The organism is Myxococcota bacterium (assembly GCA_041389495.1).
Taxonomy (GTDB): domain Bacteria; phylum Myxococcota_A; class UBA9160; order UBA9160; family UBA4427; genus JAWKRT01.
In genome coordinates, this window is the sequence record JAWKRT010000002.1 from 337,785 (window position 1) to 361,688 (window position 23,904).

Genomic DNA, 23,904 nt, shown 5'->3' on the forward strand with positions numbered 1-23,904 from the left:
TCGCGTCCCGACGCAAGGATCGAGGAGGTGTGCGATGCGGAACCGGTTCTCCTACGAGGGCAAGCGCTGCCTCGTCGTCGGCTGCTACTCGGGCATGGGCGAGGCGACGGCGCGCGTCGTGCGCTCGCTCGGCGGCCGCGTCGTCGCGGCCGACGTGAAGCGGCCCACGACGTTCGAGCACGAGTCCTTCCACGAGCTCGACCTGCGCGACACGCGCGCGATCGAGCCGATGGTCGCCGCCGTCGCGAAGGACGGGCCGATCGACCGGCTCTTCTACTGCGCGGGGCTGCCCGGCACGAAGCCGAAGGTCGACGTCATGCTCGTCAACTTCATCGGGCTGCGACACGCGGTCGAGACCTGCGCGCCGCACATGCCGCGCGACGGTGCGATCGCGACCGTCTCGTCGGCGGGCGGCATGGGCTACCTCGGCGCGATGGCGAACATCCTGCCGCTGCTCGCGACCGCGACGCCGGAGGAGGCGCGCAAGTGGGTCGAGGAGCACCAGCAGCAGCCGTGGCTCGATGGCTATGCGTACTCGAAGATGTGCACGATCGTCTACACGCTGCGGCGCGGGCCCGTGCTGACGCGCGACACCGGCGTGCGCCTCAACTGCATCTCGCCCGGCCCGACCGACACGCCGATGATGCCCGCCTTCGTCGAGCAGACGAGCCAGGCGTTCATGGACGCCTATCCGAAGCCCGTCGGGCGCAACTCGACGCCCGAGGAGCAGGCGTGGCCGCTCGCGTTCCTGAACAGCGACGCGGCGAGCTACGTGTCGGGCGAGAACGTGTACACGGACGGCGGCGGTGCGGGCGGCCTCATGACGGGCGTGCTGACCGTCGACCTCTCCGGCGTGCAGAACGCGGCGAAGCTCGTTCCGGAGTAGGCGTCGCGACGGCTCGCGGCGCGCGGCCGGCTACTTCATCAGCTCGCCCGAGTTCACCATCAGGTGCTGGCCGGTGACGGCGCTCGCGCGGTCCGATGCGAACCACACGGCGGCGTCGGCGACCTCGCGATCCTCCGTCATGCGGCGCAGCGGGAAGCCGCCGACGATGTCGTTCAGCACGTCGGCCTCGCTGCGGCCTTCCTGCTTCGCGCGCAGCTTCACGAAGCCCTGCACGGGCGGGCCCCACATCCAGCTCGGGATGACCATGTTGACGCGGATGCCCGCCGGCCCGAGCTCGTCGGCGAGGTAGTACACGGCCGTGAGCAGCGCGTTCTTCGAGGCCGCATAGCCGGCCTGCGGGAGCGACGGCTTGAACTGCGACTGCGAGCCGATCAGCACGATCGAGCCACGGCCGTTCGCCTTCATGCCGGGCACGACCGCGCGGAGCAGCGTGAGGCTCCCGAGCACGTTCGTGTCGTAGGCCTTCTTCCAGGTCTCGAAGTCGGTGTCCATGAGCCCGCCGAAGACGGCTTCGTAGGCGGCCACCTGGATCACGGCGTCGATGGCGCCGAAGCGCGCGGCACCCGCGGCGACGAGCGCCTCGCAGTCGGCGGGCTTCGTGATGTCCGCGGCGTGCCACGCGACGCGCTTGCCGCTCGGGTCGAGCGCGGCCGCGGTGTCGGCGAGCACCTTCTCGGTGCGCGCGCCGAGCACGAGGTTCGCGCCGTCGGCGAGCGCGGCCTGCGCGACCTCGCGGCCGAGGCCGGCGCCGACGCCGGAGACGAGCACGGTCTTGCCTTCGAGCAGCATCGGTCCTCCTTCGCGCGCGCGGCGCCGCGGCCGCGCGACGGCGGGCTAGAAGCGGTCGGGGCGGAGCACGGCGTCGTTGCCGCCGTCGGCGTAGAGCACGACGCCGTGCACGTAGCTCGCCTCCGGGCCGAGCAGGAAGGCGATCGCCTGCGCGATCTCGCGCGGAGCGGCGAAGCGCCCGAGCGGGATGGGCATCGCGTTCATCGCGGCGCCGAACGCCGGGTGCTGGCGCGTCGCCTCGACCATCGGCGTCTCGGTCGGGCCGGGCGCGACCGCGTTGAGGCGCACGCCCGCCTTGCCGAACGCGTCGGCGCGCCGGCGCACGCCGCGCGCGACGGCGTGCTTCGAGCCCGCGTAGGCGAGGAAGCCGTTCTCGGATGCGATGCGCTCGCGCGCGAGCGGCTCGTCGCCGGCGAGCATCGCCTGCACGTAGGGATGCTCGTCGAAGCCGCCCATCTGCGCCGAGTTCGAGGCGATCACGACCGCGGCCGCGTCGGGACGCCCGGCGAGCGCGTCGCGCAGCCCGTCGAGCAGCGCGAACGTGCCGAAGTAGTTGACGGACGGGATGAGCGCGAGGTCGGTGAGGTGCGAGCCGACGCCCGCGCACAGCACGAGCCGGTCGATCGCGCCGCCCGTCGCGGCGAGCACGCCGTCGATCGCGGCGGTGCGGCCTTCGGGCGTCGAGAGATCGGCCTCGACCTCCTGCCCGCGCAGGTCGACGCCGACGACGCGGTCGCCGTCCTTCTCGAGCCGCTCGCGCACGGCGGCGCCGATGCCCGACGCCGACCCCGTCACGACCGCCGTGCCCCTCGTCGCTCCCGCCACGCCGTCCGCCTCCCGCGCACCGTTCCGCGTCGCCGTCTCGCGTTGCCGTTCCGCGTTCACCGGTCCGCGCTCACCGGTCCGCGCTCACCGGTCCGCGCTCACCGGTCCGCGCTCGCGCTCCGCGCGAGCCGGCCGGCCACCGTCGTCCCGGCCGACGGGCGGCGCAGTATATGTCAGGCGATCTCCGCTCCAGGCATCGATTGTGCGCGTCGCCTCCGGCATGCTGTGCGCCCGATGGAGCCCCGCCGCCGCGCGAAGATCCTCGCGACGATCGGTCCCGCGACGCGAAGCGAGAGCGCGATCCGCGACATGATCGCGGCGGGCGCCGACGCGTTCCGCCTGAACGCGAGCCACGGCGAGCCCGACGCATGGCGCGAGGAAGCGCGCATGGTGCGCGCCGTCGCCGCCGAGGCGGGGCGGCCGATCGCGATCGTCTTCGACGTGTGCGGGCCGAAATTGCGGCTCGGCGCGCACGTGCCGTCGCTCGGCTTCGAGGCCGGCGACCCGGCGCGCTTCGCGTCGGAGGGAACGGCCGCCGATGCACTCCCGGTCGCGTGGCCCGGCTTCGCCGCGCTCGTCACGCCGCGGCGCTCCGAGATCGTGATCGGCGACGGCACGCCGCGCTTCGCCGTGCTCGGCGTCGACGGCGACGCGGTCGAGGCGCGCTGCCTGCGCGGCGGTCAGATCGGCCCGCGCAAGGGCGTCTTCGTCACGTTCGCCGGGACGACGGGCCGCGCGCTCACCGAGAAGGACCTCGCCGATCTCGACGTCGCGGCGGAGATCGGCGCCGACTTCGTCGCGCTCTCCTTCGTGCGCAGCGCGGCCGACGTCCAGCTGCTGCGCGACGAGCTCGCCGCGCGCGGCTCGCGCGCGCGCGTGATCGCGAAGATCGAGAAGCTCGAGGCGGTGGAGAACCTCGCGGAGATCGTGGCCGCCGCGGACGGCGTCATGGTCGCGCGCGGCGACCTCGGCGTGGAGGCGGGCGTGCACGAGGTGCCGCTGCTGCAGAAGCGCATCATCCGCCGCGCCACCACGGCCGGAAAGCTCGTCGTCACCGCGACGCAGATGCTCGAGTCGATGCTGACGGCGGCCGAGCCGACGCGCGCCGAGGCGAGCGATGTCGCGAACGCGGTGCTCGACGGGACCTCCGCGCTCATGCTCTCGGGCGAGACCGCCGTCGGCGAGCATCCCGTGCAGGCCGTGCAGGCGATGGCCGCGATCGCCGGCCGCGCGCAGGAGGCGCTCTCCTACGCGCTCGACATCCCGACCGTCGAGCAGGACAACGCCGAGGCGGTGCTCCGCTCGGCCGCGCACCTCGCGCAGCAGATCGACGCCGCCGCGCTCGTGATCCCGACGACGACGGGCGGCTCCGTGCGCGCGGCCGCGAAGTGCCGCACGCCGCGCCCGATCATCGCGCTGGCGCGCGACGACGTCGTCGCGCGCCAGCTCGCGCTCGAGTGGGCGGTCATCCCCGGCACGCTCCCCGCGCACTCGGGCCGCATCGAGGAGCTGATCGACGAGGCCGTCGGGGTCGCGCGCACGATCGGCGGCCTCGACGACGGCGCGCACGTCGTCGTCACGTACGGCCAGTCGGGACGCGTGTCGGGCGGCACCGATCTCATCGTCGTCCGGCAGGTGGGCGCCGAGAAGCCGAGCGGCTTCGTCTCGGATCCCGCGCAGATGCGCGAGGCCTAGCGACTAGCGTCGCGCGCGACCGAGCAGGAAGAAGAGGGCCGGCACGAGGAGCGCGGCGGCGAGCGCGCCGAGCCCGGGCGCGACGAAGCGCTTCCACGCGGGCCGGCCCGGAACGGGCGGCGGGCGCACGCCGGGCACCGGCTCGCGCGCGCGCGCGAGCCACGCGTCGCCGAAGCCCTCGGGCAGCCGCTGCACCTCGAAGAGCGTCGCGATGTACTCGCCGTCCTCGCCGGCGCGGTGCGGCGTGTAGTACTCCCAGACGATCGCGCCGTCGGGTGCGAGCTCGAAGGCGCGGCCGGCGTCGGTCTCGGTGACGAGCGTGTCGCCGTTGGCGAGGCGCGCGACCGCGCCGCAGGTCGCCGAGAAGAAGGGCGCGGCGTCGCCTCCCTCGTACACGACCTCCGCGTCGGCGGTGGCCGGATCGACTGCGAGGATGCGCGAGCGGCCGCCCGTCTCGTGGCGCACGCCGGTGCTCCCGTTGTCGAAGAGCAGGAGTCGGCCGTCGGGCAGCGCGCTCGGATCGTGCTGGCCCGTCCAGTCGCCCTTCGCGAGCCAGACGACGCGCTCCTGGCTCGGGTCGAGGACGGCGAGCGCCGACGCGTTGCGCAGCGAGAGCAGCCAGCGTCCGGCCGCGAAGGCCGGGTTCGCGCGCTCGAGCGCGCCGTCGAGCGGGACGAGCGCGTTCGTGTGCAGGATGTCGCCGCGCTCGCGGTAGGCGAGCACGTCCGCCCACGACGAACGCGCGAACGACTCGAAGATGGAAGTCTGCGCGACCAGCTCGCCGCGCGCATCGAGACGCTCGACCGACTCGTCGAGCACGGGGCGGTCGGGGTCGACGTCGAGCACGATGCGCGCCTCGCGCGTCAGCACGAGGACGCTGCCGTCGGGCGCGACGCGCAGGTCGTGGTGGGCGCCGTTGCGGCGCCGCCAGCGCACGTTCGAGTCGCGGTCGAGCGCGACGACGCCGATGCCCTCGTAGATCGCGAAGAGGTCGCCGTTCGCGAGCACGCGCGCGCGGCGCCAGTGCGTCGAGTGCTCGGGCGTGCGCGCCGCGTCCTCGGGGAAGACGTCCTCGATCGGTCGGCTCCAGCGGTGGAGGACGCGCCCGTCCATGTCGACGAGCTCGGCCGCGGCGGCGTGACCGTCGACGACGAGGTTGCGGCCGGGTTGGGCGCGCACCGCATCGTGGAGGACGACGCCCGTCGTCGCGCGCGCGGGCGCGACGCCCTGCGCATAGCCGAGCGCCTCGAGGTGCGCGGCGAGCTCGGCCTGCTCGGCGCTCCACCCCGGGTGCGCGCGCGCCCGCGTGTAGCGTCCGACGAGCGGGAGATCGGAGGCGGGGGCCGGCCGCGCGAGCCATGCCGCCGCGAGCGCCGCGGCCGCCAGGAGCGTTCTCGCGCGGCCCGCTCGTCGATCGCTTGCGGCCATCGGCCCTCCTCGCGCGCAGCGTCGCGGGCGAACCTTGCTCCTGCAAGCGCGCGCGGTCCAGAATGCGCCGTCGCCCGCCGACGGATCCCGGAGCGGGTCCGCGAGGAGCCCGCGCATGGATTTCGGTGTCCTCTCCATCTTCCAGAACTATCGCGACGAGCAGGACGACGGCGAGACGATGCGCGGCGAGCTCGCGCTCGCGAAGCTCGCCGACGCGCTCGGCTACCACAGCTACTGGGCCACCGAGCACCACTTCTTCGGGTACTCGATGTGCCCGGACAACCTGCAGTGGCTCGCGCAGGTGGCCGCCGCGACGCCGCGCATCCGGCTCGGGACGGGCGCCGTCATCGTGCCGTGGAACGACCCGTACCGGGTGGCGGCGAAGATGGCGCTCTTCGACCAGCAGTCGGGCGGGCGCGCGCTGCTCGGGCTCGGGCGCGGCCTCTCGAAGCGCGAGTACGAGCGCTTCGGCATTCCCATGGACGAGGCGCGCTGGCGCTTCGACGAGGGCAGCGCGCTCATCCTCGAGGCGCTGAACAAGGGCTTCTTCGAGGCCGACACCGAGCACTTCCGCCACCCGCGCGCGGAGCTGCGGCCGCGCCCCGTGCGCGGCTTCGACGACCGCGTCTTCTCGATCGGCGTGTCGCCCGACTCGGCCGTGCAGGCCGCCGTGCTCGGCGCGAAGCTCATGTGCCTCGCGCAGCAGCCGTGGCAGGTGTTCCGCCAGCAGGCGCTCGAGCCGTACCAGGAGCGGTGGCGCGCGCTGCGCGACACGCCGCCGCCCGCGCCCTTCTGCGGCCAGCTCGTCTTCTGCGACGAGGACGGCGACCGCGCGCGCGAGCTCGGCGCGAAGTACGTGAAGGAGTACTTCTTCACGGTGGTCGAGCACTACGAGATCGGCGGCGCGCACTTCGCGGGAACGAAGGGCTACGAGCACTACGCGACGGCGGCCCAGGCGATCTCGGCGATGGGGCTCGACGCGATGGCGGAGATGTACGCCGGCGTCAACACGTTCGGCACGCCGGAGGAGGTCGTCGAGCAGCTGCGCGAGCAGAAGCGCATCCTCGGCGTCGACCACGACGTCCTCGTGATCCCGAAGTACGGGAGCATGACGCAGGCCGAGGCGGAGGCCTCGCTGCGGACGTTCGCCGAGAAGGTGGTGCCCGCGTTCCGCTAGCCGCGGCATCCGCCGCCGGGAGGTCCGCTCCGATGGCCGTGAACCCGATGACCGAGCAGGAGTACGCGCGCACGAAGAAGTTCGTGAAGCACTTCGCGAAGCTCAACGTGCTCGTCTACCGCCTCACGGGAGGGCGGCTCATGGGCACGTTCCAGGGCCGCGAGGTGTGCCTGGTCAAGATGAAGGGCGCGAAGAGCGGCGTCGAGAAGTGGATCCCGCTCATGTACGTGCCCATCGAGGAGGGGAACCCGAAGGCCGGCGCGATCATCGTCGCGTCGCTCGGCGGCGCCCCGAAACACCCCGTCTGGTACCACAACCTCGTGAAGCACCCCGACGTCGAGGTCCAGTACAAGAGCGACGTCGTGAAGCTGCGCGCGCGGCGTGTCTCGGCCGAGGAGAAGGCGCGCCTGTGGCCGACGTGCGTGAAGCACTACCCGCCGTTCGAGGAGTACCAGGCGCGCACGGACCGCGACATCCCCGTCTTCGCGTGCGAGCCGCGCGCCTAGCGACGCGCGGCGAGGAGGCGACCATGGCGACCCGGACGGAGCCCTCGTACTGCCGCATGTGCTTCAACGCGTGCGCGATGCTCGTCGACTTCGAGGGCGACGAGCCCGTCGCCGTGCGCGGCGACAAGGAGAACCCGGTCTACCAGGGCTTCTTCTGCGTGAAGGGGCAGCAGCTCCTCCACGCGCGCAGCCACCCCGGGCGGCTGCTGCGCTCGCAGAAGCGACGAGCGGACGGGAGCTTCGAGGCCATCTCGTCGCGGCAGGCGTTCGACGAGATCGCGGAGCGCCTCGGCGAGCTGCGCGCGAAGTACGGGCCGCGCTCGATCGCGACGTACAGCGGCACGTTCAGCACGGCGAACCCGGCCTCCGGCACGCTGCTCACCGCGTGGATGAAGGCGATCGGCTCGCGCATGGCCTTCAACTCGAACACGATCGACCAGCCCGGCAAGGCGCTCGGCCAGGCGCTGCACGGCATGTGGATGGCGCCGCCGCAGGATTTCGCGACGGCCGACGTCGCGCTCCTGATCGGCATCAACCCGCTCGTCGCGATGTCGGGCGGCGTGCCGCAGGGCAACCCGGGGCGCTTCCTGTCCGATGCCCTCGCGCGCGGCATGCAGCTCGTCGCGATCGACCCGCGCCGCAGCGAGACGGCGCGGCGCGCGACGCTCCACCTGCAGCCCGTTCCCGGCGAGGACGCCGCGATCCTCGCGTCGATGCTGCACGTGATCCTGCGCGAGGGGCTCCACGACGCCGACTTCTGCGCCGAGCACGTGAACGGACTCGACGCGCTCCGCGCCGCCGTCGCCGCCTATGCGCCCGAGCGCGTCGCCGCGCGCACGGGGCTCGCGGCCGACGAGATCGTGCGCGCGGCGCGCGTGTTCGGCGGCGCGAAGCGCGGTGTCGCGACGGCCGGCACGGGGCCCAACATGTCGGGCCACGGCACGCTGCTCGAGTACCTCGTGCTCTGCCTCAACACCGTCTGCGGCCGCTGGCTGCGCGAGGGCGAGCGCGTCGCGAACCCCGGCTGCGTCGTGCCGACCTTCTCCGCGAAGGCGCAGGCGACGGGCCCCTGGCCCGGATGGGGCTTCGGCGAGAAGCTCCGCGTGCGCGGCTTCACGAACACCGCCGCCGGCATGCCGACGACGACGCTCGCCGACGAGATCCTGCTCGAAGGCGACGGCCAGGTACGCGCGCTGATCAACCTCGGCGGCAATCCGGTCGCCGCGTGGCCCGACCAGCGCAAGACGATCGCGGCGATGGAGAAGCTCGACCTGCTCGTGCAGATCGACATCAAGATGTCGGCGACCGCGAAGCTCGCGCACTACGTCGTCGCCCCGAAGCACTCGATCGAGATGCCCGGCGTCACGATCAACCAGGACTACCTCTCCCTCTACGGCGTCGGGTTCGGCTATCCCGCGCCGTACGGGCAGTACACGCCCGCGCTCGTCGACCCGCCCGAGGGTGCGGACGTCGTCGAGGAATGGGAGTTCTTCTACGAGACGGCGAAGCGGATGGGGCTCGCGCTCGAGCTGCAGCAGATGGCGCTGATCGGGCCCGCGAAGGGCGCGCCGATCCCGCTCGACATGGAGCGCAAGCCCACGAGCGAGGACATCTACGCGATCCTGATGCGCGACGCGCGCGTCCCGTTCGACGAGCTTCGCAAGCACCGGCACGGCGCCGTCTTCCCCGACCCGCCCGTGTTCGTGGCGCCGAAGGACGCGGGCTGGGAGGGGCGGCTCGAGGTCGGCGCGGCACCGATGATGGAGGCGCTCGCCGAGCTCGCGGATGCGCCCGTCGCGTCGGGCGACCCGGCCGACCTGCCGCTGCGCCTCATCTCGCGTCGCATGATGACGGCCTACAACTCGTCGAGCCGCGACCTGCCCGCGCTGCGCGCGAAGTACGCCTACAACCCCGCGTTCATGCACCCCGACGAGATGGCGCGTCTCGGCCTCGAGCCGGGCGAGGTGGTCGCCATCCACTCGGAGCACGCGAGCATCCTCGGCGTCGTCGAGCCGGATGCGAGCGTGCGCGAGGGGCTCGTCTCGATGAGCCACTCGTTCGGCGACCTGCCCGAACGCGACGGCGACGTGCGCGCGATCGGCAGCAACACCGGCCGCCTCACGTCGGTCGAGCGCGACTACGACCGCTTCTCGGGCCTGCCGCGCATGAGCAACATCCCGATCCGGATCGAGCGCGTCGAGGGCGGGCGCCGCGCGAGCTAGCGCGGCGGGAACTTCGCGAGGATCGCGTCGACCGCCTCGCGCGCGCGCGCGTCGCGCTGCTCGGGCGTGCGGGCGCCGAGCAGGTAGGTCGGCGTCGACCCGCGCCACACGAGGCGCTCGTCGCGCGCGCCGACGACGTCGATCACGAGCGACCCCACCTGGTATTCGCGCACGCTCGCGTATCCCTGCGTCGGCCCCGGCACGTTGCGGTAGCCGTACGGGTCGCCGAAGACGTGCGTCTGCACCTCGAGCTGCGTGTCGACGGCGAAGTGGTACGTGACGAGGAAGTCGGCGGCGTCGGACGCCGCGACGCGCGTGTAGCCGCGGGCGGCGAGGGCGTCGTCGATGGCGCGGCGCAGGCGCGCATCGAGCAGGTCGCTGTCGACGCGCGGGTCCTGGCCGGCGAGCGGCTGGTCCGCGGTCCACGCATAGCGTCCGAGGTGCGCGAAGTCGGCGTCGCGATCCCAGTCGGTGTCGACGGGGTAGGTGCGGCACGCGGCGACGAGCGCGGTCGCGAGGCCGAGTGCAGCGATCGCGGCGAACGAGCGGACGGGCTTCATGGGGGGCCTCCACGCGCATGGCGCGCAGCGGCCGACGATAGCGCCCGCGGTGCGCGCCGCGGGAGGGCGGGAGCGCGCCGGGTGTCGCGCGCGCAGGACGGAGGCGTCCGCTCGGCGGAGCGCGCGCAGATCGACCCTAGTCGATGCGCGCGCGCAGGAGATCGACGAGCGCGCCCGCGCTCTCGACCGCGTCCGCCGTCGCGAAGACCGCGAAGTCGGGGCGCTGGAGCGCGACCGCGCAGCCGTTCGCGTCGAACCAGCTCGCGTAGGCGCCGTCGACGTCGCGCACCGCCGCGCGCGCACCCACGTGCGTCGTCGTGCCGCCGAGCGCGGCGAAGAACGCGCGCTGCTCCGCGGTCAGCGCCGCGCCCGGATCGCCGTGCGGGGACACGATCGCGAACCCGCCTCCGACCGCGTCGTCGAAGAGCGCCGCGCGGCCGTCGCGTTCGACGCGCGCCTGGAGGAACAGCGACCCGCCGGCGCAGCTGCGATCGTCCCAGCAGCCCGGGCCGATCTTGGGAGCCGGCACCGGCGTCGAGAGCCCGGCCGCCTTCGCCGCGGGCACCATGCGCGCGTCGCGCTCCGACGCCTCGCCCGGGTCGGCGATGCAGATCACGCGGCCGAGCGCGATCGAGAACTCGATCAGCTGTCGCACGTGCGGCGCGCGCTCGCTCTCGTACGTGTCGAGCAGCGACTCGCTCGCGACGCCACCGAGAACGAGGTCGAGCTTCCACGCGAGGTTCGCGGCGTCGCGCATGCCCGAGCACATGCCCTGGCCGGCGAAGGGCGGCATGAGGTGCGCGGCGTCGCCGGCGAGCAGGACGCGCCCGCGGCGCCACGTGTCGGCATGACAGCCGCGGAACGTGTAGACGGCGTGGCGCTCGAGCGTCGCGTCTTTCGGGCGGAGGCCCCACGGCGCGAGCAGCTCCCAGGCGCGGTCGCGGTCGTTCAGCTCGTCCAGCGTCTCGTGCGGCAGGCGCATGAACTCGAAGCGCCGACGGCCCGGGCCGCCGGACACGAGCGTCGTCGGTCGCGCGGGGTCGCACAGCTGCCAGTTGGCGGGAGACCAGACGCGCTGCTCGTGCGGGATGACGTCGACGACGAGCCAGTCGTGGGCGAAGCCCAGGTCGTTCCAGCCGATGCCGAGCGCCGCGCGCACGAAGCTGTTCGCGCCGTCGCAGCCGACCGCGAAGCGCGCGCGCACCTCGATGCGATCGCCGCGGTCGCTCCGCGCGGCCAGGTGGACGGCGTCGTCGGCTTCGTGGAGGGCGTGCACGTCGAAGCCGCGCTCGACGTCGATCCCGGCGAACGAGCGCGCGCGCGCCTCGAGCGCGGCTTCGAGGTGTGGCTGGTGGCACATGTTCGAGTCGGGCCAGCCCGACCTGCCCGCTTCGCGCTCGCGTCCGAAGCGCAGCAGGATGTCGCCCGCCGCATTGCGCCACTCGTAGATCGGGGCGGCTTCGGTGAACCCTTCGAGATCGCGCGCGATGCCCGCGCCCTGGAGGATGCGCGCGACCTCGTCGTCGAAGTGGACGGCGCGCGGCAGCGGGTAGGGCGCGGCGAAGCGCTCGACCACGACGACGCTGCGACCGCGCTGCGCGAGCAGCGTCGCGAGCAGGAGCCCGGTCGGGCCCCCGCCGACGATCGCGACGTCGCAGTGCAGCGAGCGCGCTGCGCTCACGGCGTCGCTCCGGCGAGCGCGACGACGTCGGCGGGCGCGAGGAAGTCGCGCGGCACCGGCGGGCCCCACGACGCGAGGCCACCGACGGGCAGGGTCGTCGCGACCCGCCAGGCCTCTTCGTCGACGATCACGTCGAGGTCGCTCGTGTACTCGGCGAAGTTGCCCGCCGGGTCGCGCAGGTACCAGAAGTAGTTGCTCCCGATCGCGTGGCGCCCGAGCCCCCACGCGTGGCGCGCCGCGTCCGAGGCGAGCATCGCGCTGGCGGCCGCGCCGACGGCGTCGACGTCGTCCATCTCCCACGCCGTGTGGTGGAGGAACGCGAACGGGCCGGGCTGCACGAGCAGGTTGTGGTGATCGTCCGAGCAGCGCATGAACGACGCGCCGATGCTCGCGATCTCGTCGCTCACGCGGAACCCGAGGCCGTCGACGAAGAAGCGCCGCGTCGCGGCGGGGTCGGTCGAGGTCGTGACGACGTGCGAGAGCTTGCGCGGGCGCGGCGGCCGCGCCGGCGCGATCGCGGCGGGCGAGCGCGCGTCGCGGCGGGTCGCGCGACCCGGGCCATTGGTCGCGAGCTGCGGCGCGCTCGGCTGCGCGCGGCGCGGCTCGATCGCGAGCGCGACGCGCAGGCCCGACACGGGCTCGCTCGCGACGAGCGAGGCCGCGCTCCGCTCGCTCGCGACGCCGAGCCGCGCGAGCGAAGCGGCGGCGCGCGCGAGATCGTCCTCGTCGTCGACGCCGACGGTGAGCGCGGTGAGCGCGCGGCGCGGCGCGGCGACGAGCGCGAGCTGCTCGCCGCCGTCCTCCGTCGCGAAGCGCGCGGGCGCCACCTCCTCGAGCCCGAAGTCGCGATAGAAGCCTCGCGTCGCGCCGAGGGCGGCGTCGGGGATGCCGACCTCGATGCGCGAGAGGCGATGCAGCGGCATCAGCGCGCGCCCGCGTCGATGAACGCGGTGTCGTCGGGCTCGACGACGACGCGGTTCTCGATCGCACCGAGCCCCTCGATCTCGACGCGCATCACGTCGCCGACGCGCAGCGGCTTCGGAGGCTTCTGTGCGAATCCGACGCCGCCCGGGGTGCCCGTCGCGACGACGTCGCCGACCTCGAGCGTGAAGGCGGCCGAGAGGTGCTCGACGATCGCGGCGCAGTCGAATACGAGGTGCTTCGTGTTCGAATCCTGGCGCAGCTCGCCGTCGATCCAGGTGCGAAGGCGCATTCCGCCGGCGTCGATCTCGTCCGGCGTCGTGAGCCACGGGCCGAGCGGGCCGTGGGTGTCGAACGACTTGCCCATCGTCCACTGCCCCGTGCGCAGCTGCCAGTCGCGCACGCTCACGTCGTTGTGCACGCAGTAGCCCGCGATCACCTCGTGCGCGCGCTCGCGCGGGACGTGCCGGCAGCGCTTCCCGATCACGAACGCGAGCTCGCCCTCGTAGTCGAGCGCCTGCGACACGCGCGGCATGTGCACGTCGTCGTGCGGCCCGGCGACGCACGTGACCTGCTTGTTGAAGACGGCCGGGAACTTCGGGGTCTCGGCGCCCGACTCCGCGATGTGGTCGGCGTAGTTGAGACCGATCGCGAGGAACTTGCGGGGCCGCGCGACCGGTGCGCCCAGCTTCACGCGCGCGAGCGGCGTGCGCGCGCGGGAAGCGGCCGCCGCGCCCTTCGCGCGCGCCAGCGCGGCGTCGCCCGCCGCGAGCAGCGCGATCGCGTCGTGCGGGAGCTCGGGCGCGGCGATCGAGAGGTCGACCACGGCGTCGTCGACGACGACACCGATGCGCGATTCGCCGCTCCCGTCCGGGTTCGCGAAGAAGGTGCAGAGCTTCATGACGTCTCCTCGCGCGGCGCGCCCGGTGAGCGCGCCGCGTCGTCTACCAGGGCAGCGTGTTCCCGAGCTCGTGGGTGAGCTCCTCGTTCACGTCCCCTTCGTCGTGCACGTGGCGGGGAGGCGTGCAGAACGTCGCGTAGGGCGTGAGCCGGAGGACGACGCGGCCTTCCTTCCGGGCGCCCTCCGCGACCAGCGGCCGCACCGTCTCGGGCATCTCCTTGCCCGCCATCACGCCGGCGATGCGCATCATCAGGTCGACGACGCCCTCGGGCTCCCGCTCGACGCGTGCGTCGCAGTAGACGACGACGTACGTCGGAGGCCACTGCTCGTCGAGCACGCACAGCGAGACCTTGCCGAGGCGCTCGACCGCCTTCGCCTTCGCGCGCTCGCCCATGGTGGAGACGAGCAGGTCGTCGCCGTCGCTGACGTAGTACACGATCGACAGCGCGGGTCCGTCGGACCTGCGCGTCGTCCCGAAGACGGCGGTGCGGTGGTTCGCGACGAAGTCGCGGCGTTCCATTCGGTTCATGCGGATCTCCCGGGCGCGGTCATCGACGTCTCCGAGCGGGCTTCCTGCGCGTCGGCGCAGCGGGCGGTGCTGCCGCGCTCTGCGCGAGCGCGCCGTCGATCAGGAGATCGACGACGAGCGACGCGTGCGCCTCCACTTCGGCGGCGGCGCGCGGGTCGCGACCCGCCACGCGCTCGACCTCGGCCGCGACCGCCGATGCGTGCGTCATCGCGCCGATCAGCAGGTAGTGGAGGCGGCTCGCGTCGACGCCCGGCGCCGCCTCGCGGATCAGCGCGACCGAGCGATCGTGCAGCGGGCGGACGTGGCGCTCGACGAGCCAGCGCAGGCGCGGGCCGTCCTGCGCGCCCTCCTGCGTCATGAAGCGCTGCAGCTCGGGATGGCGCGCGGCGAAGCGCACGAAGCGCTTGCTGATCGCGCGCCACCGCTCGGCCGGCGACACGTCGCGGAGCGTGTCCGCGACGGAGGCGAAGTCGCGCGCGACCTCGCCGAACACCCAGTCGGCTGCCGCCTCCCACAAGGCCTGCTTGCTCGCATAGTGATAGGAGATCAGCCCCTGCGGAACGCCCGCGGCCGCGGCGATGGCGCGCGTGCTCGCGCCGTCGAAGCCGCGCGCCGCGAAGGCGGCGAGGGCGGCCGAGAGGATGCGCTCGGGAGCCGGCGCCGCGGGGGCGCTGCGGCGTCGCGACGAGGTGCGGCGGGGCGGGGTCGGCACGCGCGCATGTTGTTCGATCGAACAAGAAAAATCAAGGAAATAGTTCGATCGAACTTCGCGGCCCCGGGGCCGGCGCGCGGAGGCGCCGCCCTACTTCCCGACCGTCGCCAGCACCTTCGCGCCCTCGGCGCGGAAGAGGTCCATCTGCGGGTCGGTGAGGCCGAGCGCCTTGCGCGCGTGCTCGAGCGTCTTCGCGCCGGTGCGGTCCACGCTCGTGTGGCTGCGCACGCAGTCGAGCTCGAGCTGGCTCATGGACACGCGCTTCGCCCCTTCCTTCGGCGTCACGCCGGCGCCGAGCTCGTGGGCGAGGTCGTCGGCCAGGCAGATCGTGGCGGCGAGCGGGTGCGCGTGGCCCTGGATCATCACCTGGTGGTGGCCGGCCATCACGAGCGCGAGCTCGGGCGGCAGCTGCCAGTGCTTGGCCATCACCTCGGCGGCGCGCGCGTGCACGCGGTCGACCGCGGGCCAGATCGCGATGAGGTCGGGCGGCGCCTTGCGCGGGCCCTTGCGGTCCGACAACGCGAGCAGCGTGCCGGCGATGCCGACGTCGTGCAGGAGCCCGGCCATGAAGGCGAACTCGCCCTCGATCGGCGTGTACTTGCAGAGCGTCTTCGCGAGGTGCGCGGTGGCGGTCGCGTGCTTGCGCAGGCAGTCCATCGTCTCCGCGTAGTCCTCGGACTTGAAGACCTTCATGTTCATCGCGATCTCCATCACGATGTCGCGGAGCGTCTTGATCCCGAGGCGGACGAGGGCGTCGTTGAGCGACGTGATCTTCTGCGCGCCCGAGAAGGCGGCGGACTGCACGAGCTTGAGGATGCGCCCGGCGATCATCGAATCCTGCTCGAGGAGCTTCACGACGTCGGCGAAGTCGACCTCGGGGCGGCGGGAGAGCTCCATCAGCTCCATCGCGACCGCGGGCAGCGTGGGCGGCCGGTAGTCCGGCGCCTCCACGCACGCGAGGAGCTTCGCGACCATGGCGTCCTCGTCGAGCAGGACGTCGTCGCCGGCCGCGATGGCGACCTCGCCGCGGCCATAGCCTTCCTCGCCCTTCTTCTTCCCCTGTCCGCGAAGACGGATCGGCACGTGCGCGGCCCCCCTCCCTGCTCTTCGGATCCTGCTAGGCGCGCGCCTGCGACGGGCTCGGATCCTCGTCCGCCACGCCGGCCGCCGCGCTCGTTCCCGCATCCGCGCGCCGCACGCCGAGCACCTTCGCCATCGCGAAGGCGAGCGGTGCGGCCGCGATCGAGAACAGCGCGCCCATCTTCGCCGCCCCCTGGAGCGACGGGTCGGTGTAGGCGGCGCCGGCGAGGAAGAGCGCGACCGTGAGGCCGATGCCTGCGACCATGCCGACGACGGCGAGGCTCTTCGCGTCGACGCCGCGCGGCAGCGGGAAGCCGAGCTCGCGCGCGAGCAGGCCCATGCCGAGCACGCCGAAGGTCTTGCCGACGAGCAGCGCGACGAAGACCGCGATCGTCGCGTTGCCGAGGCCGGAGAACGCGACGCCCGCGTTCGCGAGCCCGAACGCGAAGAGTCCGAAGTCGACGGGCAGCTTGAAGACGTGCTCGAAGCGGTTCAGCGGGTCGCGGTGGACGACGTGCGTCATCGCGTCCTCGTCGACGAAGAGGCCCGCGTCGTGGCTCGGGCCCGGCATGAACGGCACGATCGGCACGAGCGCGAGCGCGGGATGCAGGTGCGCCTCGTGGAAGCCGAACCACGACATCACGCCCGGCACGAGCACGTAGGGCCAGAAGCTCTGCACGCGCGCCCGGCGCATCGCGAAGGCGACGCCCATCGCGCCGGCGACGAGGCCGAGCATCTGCACGTTCACGGGGTGGAGCGGGTCGGGATAGAAGACGGCGATGATCGCGAGGCCGATGCCGTCGTCGAGGACCGCGAGCAGCACCAGGAACTGCACCGCCGGGTGGCCGGGCCCGAAGACGAGGCGCGCGACGAGCCAGCCCATCGCGATGTCGGTGGCGGTCGGGATGCCCCAGCCGTTGGCGATCGACGCGTCGCCGGTGAAGGCGACCCAGCCGAAGAACACGAGGGCCGGGCCCGCGACGCCGCCGAGCGTCGCGAACACGGGGTTGATGACGGCGCGCACCGAGTGCAGGGCACCGCCGGGCAGACAGCTCTCCGTGATCTCCTTCGCCGCGAGCCCGAAGAAGAGCGCCATCAGGACATCGTTGGTCAGGAAGTGGAGGCTCAGCGAGCCGAGGAGCGGGGCGTCGACGAAGTGGTGGAGGGACTCGGCGTCGACGTTGGCCCACAGGATCGCGACCGTGACGCCCGCGATCAGCGGGATCGAGAACTCCTGGAGCATGTTGACGATCGGACGGCGGGCGGGGGCGTTCACGGGGGGCATCTCCTCGGTCGGACGTGCGCACGGGGGCGAAGGACTGCGGGTGGGTCGGCGACGCGATCGGCGTTCTTGAGACTCGGGGACGCGTTCGCGGTGCGCGCACGCGATGCTAGGCGGTCGCGTCGGGAGAACACCCGTGCGCGCATCGGCCGAACGACGCAGCCGTGCGGCTAGAGGCGGTTCAGTCCGTCGAGCGCGGCGACGCGGTAGGCCTCGGAGCTCGTCGGGTAGTTGAAGATCGCGCCGGCGACGTCATCGATCGTGCCGCCCGCGTGCAGCAGCGCCATCCCGAAGTGGATGAGCTCGCTCGCGCGCGGCCCGATCATGTGCACGCCGAGCAGCCGCCCGTCGTCGCGGTGGAACACGAGTGCGAGCAGGCCGTCGAGCTCGCCGCTGATCTGCCCGCGAGCGAGCTCGCCCGAGCGCGCGACGCCGACCTCGTACGGGATGCCCTGGTCGCGGCATTCCTGCTCCGTGAGACCGACCATCGAGATCTCGGGGATCGTGTAGATCGCGATCGGCAGCGCGCGCGGCGGCGGCACTTCGCGTCCCGCGGCGTGGAGCATGGCGACGCGGCCCTGGTGCATGCTCGTCCCGGCGAGGGCCGGGAAGCCGATCACGTCGCCCATCGCGTACACGTGCTCGGTGGACGTGCGGTAGCACTCGTCGACCTTGACGAGCCCCTGGTCGTCGACCGCGACGCCCGCCGCGTCGAGCGCGAGCGATGCGATCGCCGACTCGCGGCCCGCGGTCGCGAGCAGGCGCTCCGCCTTCACGGTGCGCCCGCCGCGGAGAGCGATGCGCACGCGCGCGCTGCGGTCCTCGCCGCCGACGTCGATGCCCTCGACGTCCTCGCCGAGCAGCAGCCGCACGCCCGCCTGCTGCATGTGGTGGCAGAGGGAGGACACGATGCGCTCGTCGAGGAAGCGGAGCAGCTCGCGGCGCCGGTCGATGAGCGTCACCTTCACGCCGAGCGCCGCGAACATGCACGCGTACTCGCAGCCGATCACGCCGCCGCCGAGGACGGCGAGGCTCCTGGGGACGGCGTCGAGCTCGAGGATCGAATCGCTGTCGACGACGTACCGGTCGTCGAACGGGATGCTCGCGGGGCGGCGCGGGCGGCTTCCCGTCGCGATGAAGATGCGGTCGGCCCGGTAGATCGCCTCGTCGCTCGCGTTCGCGACGCGGACGCGGTGCGGGTCGACGAAGCTCGCGCTTCCCGGGAGCACGTCGACGTGGTTGCGGTCGAGGAAGTTCTGGATGGTGCGGGTCTGCTGATCGATCACCGAGTCCTTGTGGCGCATCAGGTCGTGGATCGACATGCGCATCGAGCTCGACGATCGGATGCCGAAGGCGCCCGCCTCGCGCACGGCGACGATCTTGAGGATCGTCTCGCGCAGCGTCTTGCTCGGCACCGTTCCCCAGTGGATGCAGTTGCCGCCGACGACGGCGCCGCGCTCGGCGACCGCGACGCGGAGCCCGAGCTTCGAGCCCTGGAGCGCGGCCGACCAGCCGGCCGGGCCGGCGCCGATCACGAGGGCGTCGTAGTGCGCGCGCGCTTGCATGGCGGAGCGCATCGGTCGCACGTGCGCTGCGGCTGACGCCCGCGCGCATCGCGCGGCGGCTCGGGCGGAACCGGTCGCGACGTGCGAGCCCGCACCTTAGGCGCGATCGAGTCTTCTCCCGACGGCGCGCGCGTTCAGACCTCGATCGACAGGAAGCCGCCGCGCTCGCGCGCGAAGCGCGCGGTCACGAAGCGCAGCCCGGCGTCGACGACGGCGCGCGCGCGCGACGCGCGGTGCGCCACCTCCGCGACCGCGCGCAGCCCCGCGCCCTCGATCTTGACGAGGTCGCCGACGTCGAGCGGCCAGCGCGCCGTGCAGCGCATGCCCGTCGGCGACACGTCGACGACGCGCGCCGCGATGCGCGCGGGAGGCCATCCGATCTCGAGCGCCACTTCCGCATCGCGCTCGATGCGACTCACGACGCGCCGGCCGAGCTCGAGGAGCGCCGCGGGCGGCGGGAAGAGCGGGCTCCGGCACTCGACGCAGTCGGCCTCGCTCTCGAGCTCGCCCTGCGTGCGGCCGTGCGGCGCCTTGCAGAAGGCGCAGAAGCGCGTGATCAGCGGGTCGTAGGACGTGCGCGGCGCGGTGGGCGCGCAGCCCGGCGCCGCATCGGTCGGCGGCTCGCGGTGCAGCTCCTCCGCAGTCGGCAGGAGCGCCGCGGCGACGGCATGTCCGTGCTCGCGCAGCAGCGCGTCGTAGGTGCGCCGTCGGTCGGCGTCGCGCAGCGCCTCCCAGGCCTCGTCGACGAGCGCGGCGTCGATGCCGGCCGCGCCGCGCAGCACCTGCCAGGCCGCGCGCAGCACGGGCTCGGGGGCGTCGTTCTGGGCGCCGAGCACGCGATAGTAGTTGCGGCGGTTGCGGCCGTCGTCGCTCGCCGCGTGCCGCGGCGGTGCACCGCCCCACGCGACCGTCGCGAGCGCGCAGCGGTCGAGGAGCGCGCGGTCGTAGGCGGCGCGCTTGCGCGGGTCGCGCAGCACCGCGTAGGCGGCGTTCAGGACGGCGGCGTTCCAGTGCTCGCCGCCGAGGTCGGGGTGCGCGCGGAGCTTGGTCATGAGTGCCACGTAGTGCGCGCGCACGCTCTCGACGGGCGCATCGGGCTGCAGGTGCAGCACGCGGTAGAAGTTGCGGCGCTCGTGGCCGTCGCCGGTCGGGGGCATGCGCGAGCGGGTCGGTGCCCGCCTCGAGCGACTTGAGATCGCTGGACGGCGGGCGCAGGATGGCGCGCCGCGCGCACATCGGGAGGATCCATGCCGCCGAGCCCGCCGAAGAAGCCCTATCGCGTCGTCCAGTGGAGCACCGGCAACGTCGGAACCCAGACGCTGCGCGCGATCTGCGCGAGCCCCGGGCTCGAGCTCGTCGGCTGCCACGCGTGGAGCCCCGACAAGGTGGGGAAGGACGCGGGCGTGCTCGCGGGCATCGACCCCGTCGGCGTGCTCGCCACCGACGACATCGACGCGCTCGTCGCGCTCGCCCCCGACTGCGTCTGCTACACGCCGATCTGGCCGGACGTCGACGTCCTGTGCCGTCTGCTCGAGGCGGGCATCGACGTCTCGACGACCGCGCACTTCCTCACCGGGCACGGCTACCTCGGCGACGCGAAGCGCGAGCGCATCGCGAAGGCCTGCGCGGCCGGGGGCAGCACGATCTTCGGCACCGGCATGCACCCGGGCTTCAGCAACCTGCTCGCGCTCGTCGCCGCCGGCGCGTGCAGTCGCATCGACCGGATCGTGATCACCGAGTCGCAGGACGCGTCCGGCTACGCGTCCGCGGAGACGCAGCGCAGCGTCGGCTTCGACCATCCCGTCGACGAGCCCGGCCTCGACGCGCTCGCGCGCGACGGGTCGCTCGTGTTCGCGGACGGCCTGCACGTGATGGCCGACGCGCTCGGCATCGCGCTCGACGACGTGCGCTTCGAAGCGCGCTATGCGCCGGCCACGCAGGACGACGACCTCGGCTTCATGACGATCCGCAAGGGCCACGTCGCCGGCATCGAGGGGCGATGGCACGGCATCCGCGGCGGGCGCGTCGTGTTCGACGTCGGCTTCAAGTGGAAGATGGGGCGCTACGTCGAGGAGCCGTGGCCGATCGAGCACGCCTATCTCGTCGAGATCCAGGGCATGCCGACGCTGCGGCTCCGCACGGAGATCCGCCCGCCGAAGGACTTCGTCGCGCGCAGCGCCGAGGACTGGATGCAGCTCGGCATGATCATCACGGGGCTCCCGGCCGTGCACGCCATCCCCGCGGTGTGCGAGGCGGAGCCCGGCATCCGCACGTACGCCGACCTGCCGCTCGTCACCGCGCGCGGCTTCGTCGCGCCGTGAGCGGGCCGGCGGCGGGCGGGCGCGCGCATCCCGCTCGCACCGCGGCGGCGTCGTTCAGGAGAGCAGGCCGCCGTCGACGGTGATGACGGAGCCCGTGACGTAGGAGCTCTGGTCGGAGGCGAGGAAGAGCGCGGCGGGAACGAGCTCCGCCGGGTCGGCGAAGCGGCCGAGCGCGGCCATCTCCTTCGCGCGGGCGCGCACGTCGTCGTCCATCCATCCGATCATGTCGGTCTCGAACGTGCCGGGCGCGATGCAGTTCACGCGCACGCCGCGCGACGCCCACTCCTTCGACATCACCTTCGTCGCGCCGAGCAGCGCGCTCTTGCTCGAGCGGTAGAGCCCCATCGCGAACGTGCCGTTCCAGACGCCGACCGAGATGAGGTTGACGACCGAGCCGCGCCCGCTGCGCGCGAGGTGCGGCAGTGCCTTGATCGCGAGGAAGACGGGCGCCTTCGCGTTGACGGCGTGCACGCGATCCCAGTCTTCCTCGGTGAGCTGCTCGAGCAGCCCGAGCGTCGCGTCGGCGGCGTTGTTCACGAGCACGTCGAGCGCGCCGAAGCGCGCGACGGTGCCCTCGACGAGCCGGTCGAGGTCGGCCATGCGCTCCATCTCGGCCGCGATGCCGATGGCCTCGCCGCCGTCGGCCTCGATCTCGCGGGCGACGGCGTCGCACGCGTCCTGCGAGCGGCCCGAGACGACGACGCGCGCGCCGGCGGCCGCGAAGCCGCGCGCCATCGCGCGGCCGAGCCCGCGCGTCGACCCGGTGACGAGCGCGACGCGTCCTTCGAGGCTCGGCGCGAGCGCCGGATCGGGCTTCGCCACGGTCCCCTCCTCCACTCTCCGCTTCCCACGGCGCCGCGTGCGGCTGGTAGGATCGCCCCCTCTACCCGGCCGGGGGAGCCATGGTCAAGCTCGTCTTCTGCTGTCGCCGCAAGCCCGACATGAGCGTCGAGGAGTTCCAGCGCCGCTGGCTCGACGTGCACGGGCCGCTCGTGCGGAAGCTGCGCGCGAAGCTGCCCATGATGAAGCGCTACGTGCAGAGCCACACGCTCCCCGGGCCGATGAACGACGAGCTCGCGAAGGGGCGCGGCACGGCGCCGGCGTACGACGGCATCACCGAGGTCTGGTTCGACGACCTCGCGTCGATGGCGGGCGAGGGCGAGGATGCGGCGGCCGCGGGCCGCGCGCTGTTCGAGGACGAGGCGGAGTTCATCGACTTCGCGCGCTCGTCCGTCTTCCTGACCGTGGAGCACGAGATCTTCTGAAGCTGCCGCGCGCGCGGAGCGAGCGCGCGCGGAGAGGAGCGGCCGGGCGATGAAGCTGTGGGACGACGAGCTCGAGGGGCATCGCGAGGAGGCGCGCGCGCTGCTCGCGGCGATCCCGACGGTCGAGGACACGGCGCGCGACGCGTCGCCGCTCGAGAGGGCGCGCGCACAGCGCGAGTCGTTCCGGAAGCTCGCGCCGCCGGCGCCGTCGTCGCTCGCGGTCGCGACGTCGATTCCCGGCCCCGACGGCGACGTCCCGGTCCGCATCTTCCGTCCGGAGGGACGCGCGCGCGGCCTGTTCCTGCACCTGCACGGCGGCGGCTGGGTGATCGGCGAGCCGGTGATGAACGACCTCGCGAACGAACACCTCGCACGCGCGCACGGGCTCGCGGTCGTGAGCGTCGACTACCGGCTCGCGCCCGAGCACCCGTACCCGGCGGGCCCGGACGACTGCGAGGCCGCCGCGCGCTGGCTGCTCGAGAAGGGGCCGTCCGAGTTCGGGGCGAGCCGCATGTTCATCGGCGGCGAGTCGGCCGGCGGCCACCTCTCGCTCGTCACCGGCCTGCGCGTGCGCGACCGCCTGCGCGCCGGCGACCGCCTGCTCGGTCTGAACCTCGTCTTCGGCGTCTACGACCTGAACGGCACGCCGAGCTGGGCCGACAACGGCGGCCACCCCGACATGCTGACCGACGAGGGCATGCGCTTCATGGTCGAGTGCTTCACGCCCGGCATGTCGTTCGCCGACCGTCGCGCGCCCGACGTGTCGCCGCTCTACGCGAAGCTCGCGGGCCTGCCGCCGTGTCTCGTCTCGGTCGGCGGCGTCGACCACCTGCTCGACGACTCGCTCTTCCTGGCGCCGCGGCTCGCGGCGGCGGGCGTCGACGTCGAGCTCGCCGTCTACCCCGATTCGCCGCACGGCTTCATGGCGCTCCCGACCGCCATGGCGCGCGCCTTCGCCGCGCGGCTCGACGCGTGGATCGCCGCGCGGCTCGACGCCGCGGGCGCCGACTAGCAACCCCGGCCATCCGAAGCCGGAACCGAGGAGGAAGCCGATGCCGGTCCCGACCCGAGAGCAGCTCAAGAAGTGGGCCGCCGACTACGTGCGGCTGTGGAACGATGGCGACCGCGACGGCTGGGCGCGGAACTGGCGCGACGTCGCGCCGGGCGACTTCACGATGTGGGACCCGGTCGGCACGCCGCCCAAGCACGGCTTCCAGCACTGCGCGCTCGATTCGTTCGACCTGTTCCAGAAGCGCGTGCGCTTCGCGACGCCGAAGGAGACGCTCTTCTTCAACCGCGGCCACGTCGCGTGGGTGATGCAGAACCACTTCGAGAAGGACGGGAAGTCGACCTACAGCAACAGCATCGAGACGTTCGAGTTCGGGGAGGACGGCTCGGTGACGATCCGCACCTTCTACCCCGTGCCCGCGCACTCCGACGCCGCGCTCGGCGACCTGTTCCAGGTCTACCTCCCGACGGAGGAGCACGGCGCCTAGCATCGTCGACGGCGCGGCGGCGCCCGGTGCGCCGCCGCGTCC

The 23,904-nt window shown here is 73.2% G+C and carries 23 protein-coding genes; 9 read left to right on the plus strand and 14 right to left on the minus strand.

The window, feature by feature from the left end; all coding sequences use genetic code 11:
• Positions 1-34: 34 nt before the first annotated feature.
• On the plus strand, positions 35-886 hold the full coding sequence (locus R3E88_12230; protein MEZ4217240.1) for an SDR family oxidoreductase: 852 nt from the start codon (positions 35-37) through the stop codon (positions 884-886).
• 30 nt (positions 887-916) lie between these two features.
• On the opposite strand, the gene R3E88_12235 is transcribed toward R3E88_12230, so the two are convergent.
• The gene (locus tag R3E88_12235) at positions 917-1,696 is read right to left on the minus strand and encodes an SDR family oxidoreductase (protein ID MEZ4217241.1); all 780 of its coding nucleotides are present in this window, start codon (positions 1,694-1,696) and stop codon (positions 917-919) included.
• Positions 1,697-1,741: 45 nt separating this feature from the next.
• On the minus strand, positions 1,742-2,521 hold the full coding sequence (locus tag R3E88_12240; GenBank protein ID MEZ4217242.1) for an SDR family oxidoreductase: 780 nt from the start codon (positions 2,519-2,521) through the stop codon (positions 1,742-1,744).
• A gap of 234 nt (positions 2,522-2,755) precedes the next feature.
• Here R3E88_12240 and pyk point away from each other — a divergent pair, with 234 nt between their 5' ends.
• Positions 2,756-4,216 (plus strand): pyruvate kinase, encoded by a 1,461-nt coding sequence (pyk, locus tag R3E88_12245; GenBank protein MEZ4217243.1) that lies wholly within the window; start codon positions 2,756-2,758, stop codon positions 4,214-4,216.
• 3 nt (positions 4,217-4,219) lie between these two features.
• On the opposite strand, the gene R3E88_12250 is transcribed toward pyk, so the two are convergent.
• Entirely contained in the window at positions 4,220-5,644 is a 1,425-nt protein-coding gene (locus R3E88_12250) for an arylsulfotransferase family protein (GenBank protein ID MEZ4217244.1), read from the minus strand.
• A gap of 115 nt (positions 5,645-5,759) precedes the next feature.
• Between R3E88_12250 and R3E88_12255 the strand changes: the two genes are divergently transcribed.
• From R3E88_12255 to R3E88_12265, 3 genes are read left to right on the plus strand one after another with little or no spacing between them, the layout of a single operon-like run.
• Positions 5,760-6,821: an LLM class flavin-dependent oxidoreductase gene (locus R3E88_12255; protein MEZ4217245.1), complete on the plus strand. Its 1,062-nt coding sequence runs from the start codon at positions 5,760-5,762 to the stop codon at positions 6,819-6,821.
• Between the two features lie 32 nt (positions 6,822-6,853).
• Positions 6,854-7,327 (plus strand): nitroreductase family deazaflavin-dependent oxidoreductase, encoded by a 474-nt coding sequence (locus R3E88_12260; protein MEZ4217246.1) that lies wholly within the window; start codon positions 6,854-6,856, stop codon positions 7,325-7,327.
• 23 nt (positions 7,328-7,350) lie between these two features.
• Positions 7,351-9,549, plus strand: coding sequence for a molybdopterin-dependent oxidoreductase (locus tag R3E88_12265; GenBank protein ID MEZ4217247.1), 2,199 nt, complete (start codon positions 7,351-7,353; stop codon positions 9,547-9,549).
• Here the strand turns inward: R3E88_12265 and R3E88_12270 are convergent.
• From R3E88_12270 to R3E88_12315, 10 genes are all read right to left on the minus strand, one after another.
• On the minus strand, positions 9,546-10,109 hold the full coding sequence (locus tag R3E88_12270; protein ID MEZ4217248.1) for a DUF4136 domain-containing protein: 564 nt from the start codon (positions 10,107-10,109) through the stop codon (positions 9,546-9,548). The two genes, R3E88_12265 and R3E88_12270, sit on opposite strands and share 4 nt — an antisense overlap.
• Before the next feature lie 136 nt (positions 10,110-10,245).
• Entirely contained in the window at positions 10,246-11,790 is a 1,545-nt protein-coding gene (locus tag R3E88_12275) for a bifunctional 3-(3-hydroxy-phenyl)propionate/3-hydroxycinnamic acid hydroxylase (protein ID MEZ4217249.1), read from the minus strand.
• Positions 11,787-12,713: a VOC family protein gene (locus R3E88_12280; GenBank protein ID MEZ4217250.1), complete on the minus strand. Its 927-nt coding sequence runs from the start codon at positions 12,711-12,713 to the stop codon at positions 11,787-11,789. The genes R3E88_12275 and R3E88_12280 overlap by 4 nt, the downstream gene beginning before the upstream one ends.
• On the minus strand, positions 12,713-13,612 hold the full coding sequence (locus tag R3E88_12285) for a fumarylacetoacetate hydrolase family protein (protein MEZ4217251.1): 900 nt from the start codon (positions 13,610-13,612) through the stop codon (positions 12,713-12,715). The genes R3E88_12280 and R3E88_12285 overlap by 1 nt, the downstream gene beginning before the upstream one ends.
• 43 nt (positions 13,613-13,655) lie before the next feature.
• The gene (locus R3E88_12290) at positions 13,656-14,141 is read right to left on the minus strand and encodes a pyridoxamine 5'-phosphate oxidase family protein (protein MEZ4217252.1); all 486 of its coding nucleotides are present in this window, start codon (positions 14,139-14,141) and stop codon (positions 13,656-13,658) included.
• A 19-nt stretch (positions 14,142-14,160) separates the two neighbouring features.
• Positions 14,161-14,853 carry a TetR/AcrR family transcriptional regulator gene (locus R3E88_12295; protein ID MEZ4217253.1) on the minus strand — a complete coding sequence of 231 codons (693 nt, stop codon included), beginning with the start codon at positions 14,851-14,853 and terminating at the stop codon, positions 14,161-14,163.
• Between the two features lie 90 nt (positions 14,854-14,943).
• Positions 14,944-15,936: an HDOD domain-containing protein gene (locus tag R3E88_12300; GenBank protein MEZ4217254.1), complete on the minus strand. Its 993-nt coding sequence runs from the start codon at positions 15,934-15,936 to the stop codon at positions 14,944-14,946.
• A 34-nt stretch (positions 15,937-15,970) separates the two neighbouring features.
• Positions 15,971-17,176 carry a Na+/H+ antiporter NhaA gene (locus R3E88_12305; protein ID MEZ4217255.1) on the minus strand — a complete coding sequence of 402 codons (1,206 nt, stop codon included), beginning with the start codon at positions 17,174-17,176 and terminating at the stop codon, positions 15,971-15,973.
• Between the two features lie 209 nt (positions 17,177-17,385).
• The gene (gene sthA, locus R3E88_12310) at positions 17,386-18,780 is read right to left on the minus strand and encodes a Si-specific NAD(P)(+) transhydrogenase (protein ID MEZ4217256.1); all 1,395 of its coding nucleotides are present in this window, start codon (positions 18,778-18,780) and stop codon (positions 17,386-17,388) included.
• 134 nt (positions 18,781-18,914) lie between these two features.
• Positions 18,915-19,937 (minus strand): DnaJ domain-containing protein, encoded by a 1,023-nt coding sequence (locus tag R3E88_12315; protein ID MEZ4217257.1) that lies wholly within the window; start codon positions 19,935-19,937, stop codon positions 18,915-18,917.
• Between the two features lie 90 nt (positions 19,938-20,027).
• On the opposite strand from R3E88_12315, the gene R3E88_12320 reads away from it, so the two are divergent.
• Entirely contained in the window at positions 20,028-21,101 is a 1,074-nt protein-coding gene (locus R3E88_12320; protein MEZ4217258.1) for a dihydrodipicolinate reductase, read from the plus strand.
• Positions 21,102-21,155: 54 nt separating this feature from the next.
• On the opposite strand, the gene R3E88_12325 is transcribed toward R3E88_12320, so the two are convergent.
• A complete protein-coding gene (locus R3E88_12325) occupies positions 21,156-21,923 on the minus strand; it encodes a glucose 1-dehydrogenase (protein MEZ4217259.1) in 768 nt (255 codons plus the stop codon).
• A gap of 80 nt (positions 21,924-22,003) precedes the next feature.
• On the opposite strand from R3E88_12325, the gene R3E88_12330 reads away from it, so the two are divergent.
• The 3 genes from R3E88_12330 to R3E88_12340 are packed head-to-tail and all read left to right on the plus strand — an operon-like array spanning position 22,004 to position 23,862.
• Positions 22,004-22,366 (plus strand): EthD domain-containing protein, encoded by a 363-nt coding sequence (locus tag R3E88_12330; GenBank protein ID MEZ4217260.1) that lies wholly within the window; start codon positions 22,004-22,006, stop codon positions 22,364-22,366.
• A gap of 49 nt (positions 22,367-22,415) precedes the next feature.
• A complete protein-coding gene (locus R3E88_12335) occupies positions 22,416-23,378 on the plus strand; it encodes an alpha/beta hydrolase (GenBank protein MEZ4217261.1) in 963 nt (320 codons plus the stop codon).
• Positions 23,379-23,418: 40 nt separating this feature from the next.
• The gene (locus R3E88_12340; GenBank protein MEZ4217262.1) at positions 23,419-23,862 is read left to right on the plus strand and encodes a hypothetical protein; all 444 of its coding nucleotides are present in this window, start codon (positions 23,419-23,421) and stop codon (positions 23,860-23,862) included.
• Positions 23,863-23,904 lie beyond the last annotated feature (42 nt).